This is a genomic window from Flavobacterium sp. (genome assembly GCF_035760125.1).
In the GTDB taxonomy this organism is placed as follows: Bacteria; Bacteroidota; Bacteroidia; order Flavobacteriales; family Flavobacteriaceae; genus Flavobacterium.
This window is the reverse complement of the sequence record NZ_DASTTN010000168.1, coordinates 1-9710: the sequence shown is the minus strand read 5'-3', so window position 1 is coordinate 9710 and position 9710 is coordinate 1. Positions and strand designations below refer to the sequence as shown.

Genomic DNA, 9710 nt, shown 5'->3' with positions numbered 1-9710 from the left:
CTAATATGAATGCACAAGTTGGTTTAACCAACCCAGCAACCATTGGAGCTGACGTTTGTCACTTGAACCTTCACAAAACATTTGCAATCCCTCACGGTGGTGGTGGACCAGGTGTTGGGCCAATTTGCGTTGCCGAGCACTTAGTTCCTTTCTTGCCATCAAACCCAGTTATCCCAACAGGAGGAAGCAATGCCATTACAGGTATTTCTGCAGCACCTTGGGGATCGGCATTGGTGTGTTTGATCTCTTACGGTTACATCACGATGCTAGGTGCCGATGGATTAAAAGAAGCTACAGAGCACGCTATCTTGAACGCCAATTACATCAAAGAAAAATTAAACGGTCATTATGATACGTTATACTCTGGAGAAATGGGTCGTGCCGCTCACGAAATGATTTTGGAATGTCGCCCTTTCAAACAAAAAGGAATCGAAGTTACCGATATCGCAAAACGTTTAATGGATTATGGTTTCCACGCACCAACCGTTTCTTTCCCAGTGGCAGGAACCTTGATGATCGAACCAACCGAAAGTGAAAACCTAGAAGAATTAGACCGTTTTTGCGACGCTATGATTGCTATTCGTAAAGAAATAGAAGCTGCAACCATCGAAGACAGTAACAACGTATTGAAAAATTCTCCTCATACATTGGCCATGCTTACTGCCGAAACTTGGGATTTCCCATACAGCAGAGAACAAGCTGCTTTCCCACTGGATTACATCGCCGAAAACAAATTCTGGCCTACCGTTCGTAGAGCTGATGATGCTTTTGGAGACAGAAACCTAGTGTGTAGCTGTGCGCCAATCGAGGCTTACATGGAGAGCTAGATTGCAGAAGGCAGAAATTTAGATTGCAAACTGCAGATTATACAAAACCCTTTCAGACTTAAAACTGAAAGGGTTTTTCATTTATTAGAATTCTAAAGAAAGATTAGGAGCAGATATTTTATGGCTTTTCATCAACATTACTCCTGCTGTCCGCTGTATTCCCGATTAACAAAAACTACGGCAAAAAAGCCTTATTTTCTAAATCGGGAGATGCCGCTCCCATCAGGGCTAGGCCACTTATTTTGTTTTTTATAAAATATTTTTCAAAAACCCGAATGCAAGGATTGCAACCGAGCGACAACGAATAAACGAAGTAAATCAACACCATCTGAATCCTCACGCTTACGGAGTAAATTGATAAACTTTTAATACATTAATGATTATTCAAAAAAAATAAATAACTTAACTCCTTAATCCTTAATTAAATAATTTCATTATGAAAATTTCAAAGATGTTACTTACTATTTGTTTATCATTTGTGCTTTTTGGATATGGTCAAAATAAACTAACAGGGAAAGTTGTCGATTTTAACAATAAACCTGTAGCAAAAGCTAAAATATATTTAGACTCCATATACTCCAAAGTGGCAACAAATAAGGACGGCAATTTTGAAGTTTTAATTCCTACAAAGGTGAGTACAATTAATGTTTACTCTGATGAATACGGATTATTATCCTCTAAATATAATAATGAAGACAAAATGAGTTTTGTGTTTTTAGAGCCTGATAAATCAAAAAAAATCAAAAAAGGGAGTGATGTTTCAATTGCATATTCAAAATCAGAAGACAAATATGTTGCCAAATCCCAAAGTACAAGTACCTCAACTGACAAGCGTACTTACAACACTATTTATGATATGATAAGAGGCAAAGTAGCAGGAGTATCCGTTTCAAGAGATAACAAAATAACTATTCAAGGAGTCAGTTCAATAAACTTTGTCTCTGAACCATTATTTGTTGTCGATGGAATGATAGTATCTAATATTGATTATATTATTCCTAATAATGTAAAATCAATAAGGGTCCTGAAAGGTGCTGAGGCTTCTGCTTATGGATCTCAAGGATCTAATGGCGTTATAGTAATAACAACTATAAAATAGTTTTCATTAGGTTTAAATTTGAAAAAAAAGCTTACCCGATAATGGATTTAAAAATGTCAAAGTTGAAATTTTCAAAAATCTTAAAGAGGGAATGTGAGGTCGCATTCTCAAAGAATGCCCAGCCAATGTGGCTGAGAATTTTTAAGTATGCTGCGTTAGGGTGTTTCATTTATTTCTTTTGGAACAGTGCTTTATTTTGGATTATTTTGATAGTTGTATTTATTTTAGCATTGTTATTGCACTTTTGGTATAGGTTTAAAACAGAGGCATGGACAAAAAGTTACGGGGGATGGGATTATGATAAAAACAAACCCGACAACAAGGATTCGTAATACACACCCACAACAATGAGTCATAATAGTAATGTACAATTTATCATTCTTTTCGAATACGGATTGCACACGAGCGATAGCAAACTGACGAACTAAATCTGTTTATCGGACATAATACTACTATTTTATTTTCATAAAACATTCTCCAAAAAAAACTTTCCACTCTAAACAAAAATCAGTCTTTTATCGTTGATTTTTTTTATTTAACATCAAATGATATTCATCCTTTTTAAATAAAAAAATAACTATTTAACAAAAAAATCACACTTTGTTATTTATTATAATTCTAAGAATAAAATGCATCAATTAATAATTTTCAATAAAATATATTCAATAATTTTACCATATATCTAGTATTTCATAATTATATGCATGCATAGTAAATAATTTATGCTTTATACATTTATTATAATTACTTTAGCCAAAATTTATCTGGAAATTATCAAAATGAAAATAAAAATAACTGGTATAGGAAGCTATATTCCTGAGAAAAAGATTAGCAACACCGATTTTAGTGAACATGTTTTTTTAAATGAAGATGGTTCTCCTTTTGCTTATCCTAACGAAGTCGTAATTAACAAATTTAAAGGAATCACGGGTATCGAAAAAAGAAGATATGCCGAGGATCACTATACCGCCTCAGATTTAGCCTTTTTTGCTTCCCAAAGAGCAATAGAGAATGCTGGAATAGATCCAGAGACCTTGGACTATATCATTTTTGCACACAATTTTGGTGATGTAAAATTTGGTACTACCCAATCGGATATTATCCCAAGTTTGGCCACAAGAGTAAAGCATCAATTACAGATAAAGAACCCAAAATGTGTTGCTTACGATATCCTTTTTGGCTGTCCTGGTTGGATTGAAGGTGTATTGCAAGCCAACGCATTCATAAAATCAGGCATGGCAAAAAAATGCCTTGTCATAGGTGGAGAAACTTTGTCTCGTGTGGTAGATGCCCACGATAGAGATTCTATGATCTACTCAGATGGAGCCGGAGCTTCTGTCATAGAAGCCTCAAATGACGAAGCTGGAATGCTATCTTATGAAAGCGCCACTTATGCTGCAGAAGAAGCAAACTTCCTTTACTTCGGAAAATCATACAACCCAGTTTTGGATCCCGATACTAAGTACATCAAAATGTACGGTCGTAAAATATATGAATTTGCTTTAAGCCAAGTTCCTGCGGCCATGAAAAGCTGCTTGGATCAAAGCGGTATTGCCATTGGGGACGTCAAAAAAATCCTTATCCATCAAGCCAACGAAAAAATGGATGAAGCCATTATTCACCGCTTTTACAAATTATACGGACAAACTCCTCCAAAAGATGTGATGCCTATGAGCATACACGAACTGGGAAACAGCAGTGTTGCAACAGTTCCCACATTATTTGACTTATTAATTCAAGGAAAAATAGAAAATCAAGAAATTAAAAAAGGAGATGTATTGCTTTTTGCTTCTGTAGGAGCCGGAATGAACATCAATGCTTTTGTCTATAGATATTAAACTAGCTGTACGCTTATTTATTCGAAGCCCACTTCACTCTTTTGTGCAGTGGGCTTTTTTTTTGGAAACAAAACCAATAGATATTATTGGACAAATTTGAAATTACAAACCGTATAAGAAACAGAATCTTTATATTTGCAAACTCTAAAGCAAAAGCGATAGTTAAAAATTAAAAACATGTACGAAAAAACGTTTCCCAATAAAAGATTCAAACATACTTTAGAATTTTTAAAAAAACATGTCAACACATCTCAAACAATACTAGACTTGGGCGTTGACAATCCTTTTTCTAAAATAATGAAAGCCGAAGGTTACTCAGTAAAAAACACTACAGGTGAAGATTTGGACTTGAATCAAAGCGTTTTTTCAGAAGGAAAACAAGATGTAGTAACTGCTTTTGAAATTTTTGAGCATTTATTGAATCCCTACACTATTTTAAGCGAAATAAAATCAGATAAATTATTAATATCAATTCCTTTGCGTCTTTGGTTTTCATCTGCCTACCGTAGTAAAACGGATATGTGGGACAGACATTACCACGAATTTGAAGACTGGCAATTGGACTGGTTATTAGAAAAAACAGGATGGAAAATCATCGACAGAGAAAAATTTACTCATCCCGTTAAAAAGATTGGATTTCGCCCATTATTGCGATTTTTTACTCCGAGATATTATATCGTTTACGCAGAAAAAATCAAGAATTAAGATTACAGATTTTAGATTACAGATTAACGATTTATATAAAATCTAAAATCAAGAATCGTTAATCATCATTCAAAAATATTTTAAATGAAATATTACATCGTAATCCCAACCTACAACGAAGAAGCCTTTATCGCTTTGACATTACAATCCTTGATCTCGCAAACTGTTTTGCCAAAAAAAGTAGTCGTTGTCAATGATAATTCGACCGATAAAACTGCCGAAATTGTTTTGGCTTTCGCCAAAGACAATCCGTTTATTACTTTAGTAAACAAAACTTCCAGCGCGATTCATTTACCAGGAAGCAAGGTAATTCAAGCTTTTCAGAAAGGATTTGAAACTTTGGACGAAGATTACGATTTAATCGTAAAAATTGATGCAGATTTAATTTTTCCTTCCAATTACTTCGAAACCATAATTAAACATTTTCAATCCGATTCAACAATCGGAATGGTAGGTGGATTTTGTTACATCGAAAAAAATGGTGATTGGATTTTAGAAAACTTAACCGATAAAGATCATATTAGAGGCGCATTGAAAGCCTATCGGAAAGAAACCTTCAAACAAATTGGAGGCTTAAAACCAGCGATGGGCTGGGACACCGTTGACGAATTACTTTGCAAATACTACAATTGGAAAGTAGTCACAGATTCAACTTTACACGTAAAACATCTCAAACCAACAGGTGCTAATTATAACAAAGCAGCCCGTTACAAACAAGGTGAAGCTTTTTACACTCTTGGTTATGGTTTTTGGATTACAGCAATTGCATCGGTAAAATTAGCAATGATGAAGAAAAAACCTTTGCTTTTCTTAGATTATATTCAAGGATTTTGGAAAGCAAAAAAAGCAAAAACCCCTTTATTGGTCTCCCATGAACAAGCCAAATTCATTCAAAAGTATCGTTTACAAAAAATGAGACAAAAACTTTTCTAAGGAAAAACACATAACACATAACTTATAACTCACAACAAGTTTGTAATTTAGCCCATATTCTATATAATTATGATGCTCATTCGCTATACCTCCCAAATCGGGAAATATTTTTTAATGTGGAAAGAAATCTTCAACAAACCAACAAAATGGTCTGTTATGAGAGGTCTAATTTTCAAAGAAGTCGATGATTTAATTATTGATTCATTGGGAATCGTTGCTTTTATTTCTTTCTTCGTTGGTGGAGTTGTTTCGATGCAAACGGCTTTGAATCTAACTAATTCTTTTATCCCAAAATACCTTATCGGATATGCCACACGTCAGTCTGTAATTTTAGAATTTGCCCCTACATTCATGTCTATCATTATGGCGGGAAAAATGGGTTCTTTTATAACATCCAGTATAGGATCTATGCGTGTTACCGAACAAATTGATGCGTTAGAAGTTATGGGAGTTAACTCTCTTAATTATTTGGTCTTCCCAAAAATCATAGCCTTGCTTTTATATCCTTTCCTAATAGGTATTGGAATGTTTTTAGGAATAGCAGGTGGCTATATTGCAACTGTTTATGGTGGTTTTGGCGCTAGTATTGACTTTATCGAAGGGATTCAGAGAGATTTTATACCTTTCCACATAGTATACGCTTTTACCAAGACTTTTATTTTTGGCATGCTATTAGCCACTATTCCATCTTTTCATGGCTATTATATGAAAGGTGGTGCACTTGAGGTTGGTAAAGCCAGTACCGTATCTTTTGTATGGACTTCTGTTACCATCATCTTGCTAAATTATATTATTACCCAATTACTCTTAACAAAATGATAGAAATAAAAAACATAGAAAAATCATTTGCAGGTGTTAAAATTCTAAAAGGAGTTTCCAGTGTTTTTGAAGCAGGAAAAACCAATTTGATCATCGGACAAAGTGGATCTGGAAAAACAGTTTTATTAAAATCATTATTAGGAATCCATACTCCAGAAGTAGGAACCATTTCTTTTGATGGTCGTATTTACTCTGATTTAAACGCTGATGAAAAAAGAGAAATCAGAACTGAGATAGGTATGCTTTTTCAAGGAAGTGCTTTATTTGACAGTATGACTGTTGCCGAAAACGTAGGTTTTCCTTTGAAAATGTTCACCAACGATAGCAATTCTAAAATTCAAGATCGCGTTGATTTCGTTTTAAAAAGAGTAAATTTAATTGGTGCCCACAAAAAATTACCTTCTGAAATTTCTGGAGGTATGCAAAAAAGGGTTGCTATTGCTCGCGCTATTGTGAATAATCCGAAGTATTTATTTTGTGACGAGCCGAATTCAGGATTAGACCCAAATACAGCAATTTTGATTGATAACTTAATCCGAGAAATTACTGAAGAATACAATATTACTACTGTTGTAAACACCCACGACATGAACTCCGTAATGGAAATTGGTGACAATATTTTGTTTCTTAAAAATGGGTTAAAAGCTTGGGAAGGAAACAAAGAAGAAATTTTCCTTACCGAAAATGAAGCTATAGTAGAATTTGTTTATTCATCAGAGTTATTCAAAAAAGTAAGAGAAGCATATTTGAAAGGATAAATTAGATTTTATTTTTTTCAAATAAAGTCTTTCTATAACCAACCCAGTTAATTAAAACTACACCAATTAGAATAACTATTAAGGCAAGTATTTGTTTTGAACTTATAGTTTCTTTAGCAAATAACCAACCTAAAAAAACAGCTATAACTGGGTTTACATATACGTAGGTTCCAACTTGTATCAATGAACGTTTAGTTATTAGCCATAAATAAGCAACAAAAGCAAGTATTCCAAAAACAATAAGATACCCCAAACTCAACCAAGAAGTTAATGATATATTGCCAAAAGCAAAACCTTCGGTTTCTTTCGTAAAATAAGACACTATCAAACAAAACAATCCTGCGCTTATCATCTGCAAAGCGACATTCATCAAGGTAGGCAAATCAGTAGGATAATATCTTGAAAACAAAGAGCCCAATGCCCATGATATTCCTCCGGCTATAATTACTATTACTCCCAAAACAAAATGATCTGAAAAAACAGATTCATTGACATCAAAAAGGATTATAACCCCTGCAAAACCAATAACCAATCCTAAAAGTGAACTGATATTTGAAAAGTTTTCTTTCCATTTTGGATAATCTAAAATTAAGAACCAAAAAGGCAAACTACAAACTACTATTGAAGCAATTCCTGAAGGAACAAATTGCTCTGCCCACATGACAGATCCTGTTCCACCAACAAGCAAAAGAGTTCCGTAAATTGAATTTTTGAGTATTGCTTCCTTACTTGGCTTTTTTAAATTTCCTTGCGCTTTTATTAAAATTAGTAAAAGCAAACCCGCAATTACAAATCGCATTCCCATCAACATAAATGGCGGAATGGTTTCAAGTCCCAAAAAAATAAAGAAGTAAGTACTTCCCCAAATAATAAAAATAGCAGCGAAAGCAAGATAAATTAGAAATTGATTATTGTTTTTAGGCATGTGAATTTTAGGTTTTTTATAATAATAAAAAAAAATGATTTCCTTTGAAAATTGAGTTTCCTCAAAATTCTTAAGAATTCACTTTTTTGATTTAATTAGGAAAAAAAATATTTATTAGGGCTTCAATTGAGAAACAATACCTTTTATATCTTGTTCTTTACTTTTAGGGTAAATCAACAAGACAGAATCTTTGTCTACTATAATATAATCATCCAAACCGTCTACAATTACTTGTTTTCCTAAAGCGGTTCTAATAATATTATTCGATGCATTTTGCAACAATACAGTTGCATTTACCACTGCATTATTATTGTCGTCCTTCGGCAATTTTTCATGTAACGAACCCCAAGTTCCAAGGTCATTCCAATCAAAAGTTGCAGGAAGTACATACACATTTTTGGCATTTTCCATTATGGCATAATCGATGGAAATATTTTCGCCTTTTGGATAATTCTCCTGAATAAAATCACTTTCTTTATCTGAATTATACAATTCATATCCTTCCATGAAAAGAGCAAACATCTCTGGCTGCAATTCTTCAAAAGCTTTTAAAATAGACTTTACACTCCAAATAAAAATACCGGCATTCCACAAATAATTTCTGCTTTGGATAAATTTTTGGGCCGTTTTGGAATCGGGTTTTTCTCGAAACTGAACCACTTTTTTTATTGAGCGACTATCTAATTTATCGAATTCAATGTAGCCATAACCAGTGTTTGGAGCTGTCGGTAAAATCCCTAGAGTCATTAAAGATTCTTCTCTTTCGCATAAATCGAAAGAACGTTGTAAATTGGCCACAAACTGCATTTCATCTTCAATCCAATGGTCACTTGGAGCAACAACCATCACTGCATTTGGATTCAATTTTTTAATTTTTAACGAGGCATACAAGATACAAGGAGCTGTATTTCTCATGGCTGGCTCCAAAACAATTTGCTCTTGCTTAACCATTGGCAATTGTTCCAAAATCAAATCATTGTAACTTTCGTGTGTCAGAATCAAAATATTCTCTTTCGGAATGATTTGTGATAATCGGCTAAATGTTTTCTGAATTAACGTTTCTCCAGAGCCCAACATATCATGAAACTGCTTCGGGAACTCTCTCGTACTCACAGGCCAAAATCGCGAACCGATTCCGCCTGCCATTAATATTGCGTAATAATTTTTGTTCATTTTAATTTTTTGTGTTCGCTACTTTATAGCCAATCATTTTTAACCAGGCAATAACTCTACCTCGGCATTTGGGTTAAATAAATACAACCGCCCAGAACTTATTTCCAAACATTCGTATCGCTTGGTTCGAATTGCTATTTTCTTGAAAATCTTTCCATTTGAAATTCTAAAAACACTACCGTAAGGAATATCAAAGATATAATTTTTATCATTTGGTTTATCATACTGCTTCAATGCCAATGCCAATGTAGTATCGGTATCGCTACTTGCGGTCGGATTCCTAAAATGTCTTGCCAACAATGGCAATAAATGATTCGGAAAAATCTCTGGTCGAATAAACGGTACCATCATCCTTTGAAAAGAATGTTTCCATTCACCGCCATGAGGTTTAATATGTCGTCCAAATTTTTCAAAGGCTACCAAATGTGAAATTTCATGAATCAGAGTAATCAAAAACCTGTATTTATTGAGACTCGCATTCACCGTAATTTCATGTTTCCCGTTCATCCCTTTTCGATAATCTCCATGACGGGTTTGTCTCTCATTCACAATTTTGAGATGCACTTGATGCGTAACAATCAGTTCAAAAACTGGTTTTACGGCATGTTCCGGCAAATATTTTAAAAGTGTTTC

9 protein-coding genes and 1 pseudogene are annotated in these 9710 nt (G+C 34.0%); 7 read left to right on the top strand and 3 right to left on the bottom strand.

The annotated features are described in order from the left end of the window. The 7 genes and pseudogenes from VFS71_RS06530 to VFS71_RS06500 form a co-directional block, all read left to right on the top strand. Positions 1 to 827 (top strand): annotated as a pseudogene (locus tag VFS71_RS06530) (glycine dehydrogenase (aminomethyl-transferring)); the annotation flags it as partial. A gap of 436 nt (positions 828 to 1263) precedes the next feature. Next, positions 1264 to 1926 (top strand): TonB-dependent receptor plug domain-containing protein, encoded by a 663-nt coding sequence (locus tag VFS71_RS06525; protein ID WP_326400106.1) that lies wholly within the window; start codon positions 1264 to 1266, stop codon positions 1924 to 1926. 779 nt (positions 1927 to 2705) lie between these two features. Further along, positions 2706 to 3764, top strand: a complete 1059-nt coding sequence (locus VFS71_RS06520) for a 3-oxoacyl-ACP synthase III family protein (protein ID WP_326400105.1) — start codon at positions 2706 to 2708, stop codon at positions 3762 to 3764. Between the two features lie 177 nt (positions 3765 to 3941). Continuing rightward, on the top strand, positions 3942 to 4469 hold the full coding sequence (locus tag VFS71_RS06515) for a methyltransferase domain-containing protein (protein ID WP_326400103.1): 528 nt from the start codon (positions 3942 to 3944) through the stop codon (positions 4467 to 4469). A gap of 84 nt (positions 4470 to 4553) precedes the next feature. Then, positions 4554 to 5402, top strand: a complete 849-nt coding sequence (locus tag VFS71_RS06510) for a glycosyltransferase family 2 protein (RefSeq protein WP_326400102.1) — start codon at positions 4554 to 4556, stop codon at positions 5400 to 5402. Positions 5403 to 5471: 69 nt separating this feature from the next. Next, on the top strand, positions 5472 to 6221 hold the full coding sequence (locus VFS71_RS06505) for an ABC transporter permease (protein ID WP_326400101.1): 750 nt from the start codon (positions 5472 to 5474) through the stop codon (positions 6219 to 6221). Continuing rightward, positions 6218 to 6979 (top strand): ABC transporter ATP-binding protein, encoded by a 762-nt coding sequence (locus VFS71_RS06500; RefSeq protein ID WP_326400099.1) that lies wholly within the window; start codon positions 6218 to 6220, stop codon positions 6977 to 6979. The genes VFS71_RS06505 and VFS71_RS06500 overlap by 4 nt, the downstream gene beginning before the upstream one ends. A gap of 1 nt (position 6980) precedes the next feature. Here VFS71_RS06500 and VFS71_RS06495 read toward each other — a convergent pair whose 3' ends face one another. The 3 genes from VFS71_RS06495 to VFS71_RS06485 form a co-directional block, all read right to left on the bottom strand. Next, positions 6981 to 7904, bottom strand: coding sequence for an EamA family transporter (locus tag VFS71_RS06495; protein WP_326400097.1), 924 nt, complete (start codon positions 7902 to 7904; stop codon positions 6981 to 6983). A gap of 114 nt (positions 7905 to 8018) precedes the next feature. Next, positions 8019 to 9077: a mannose-1-phosphate guanylyltransferase gene (locus tag VFS71_RS06490; RefSeq protein ID WP_326400094.1), complete on the bottom strand. Its 1059-nt coding sequence runs from the start codon at positions 9075 to 9077 to the stop codon at positions 8019 to 8021. Positions 9078 to 9116: 39 nt separating this feature from the next. Further along, positions 9117 to 9710 (bottom strand): SprT-like domain-containing protein (locus tag VFS71_RS06485; RefSeq protein ID WP_326400093.1); only part of this gene is annotated, 594 nt, incomplete at its 5' end.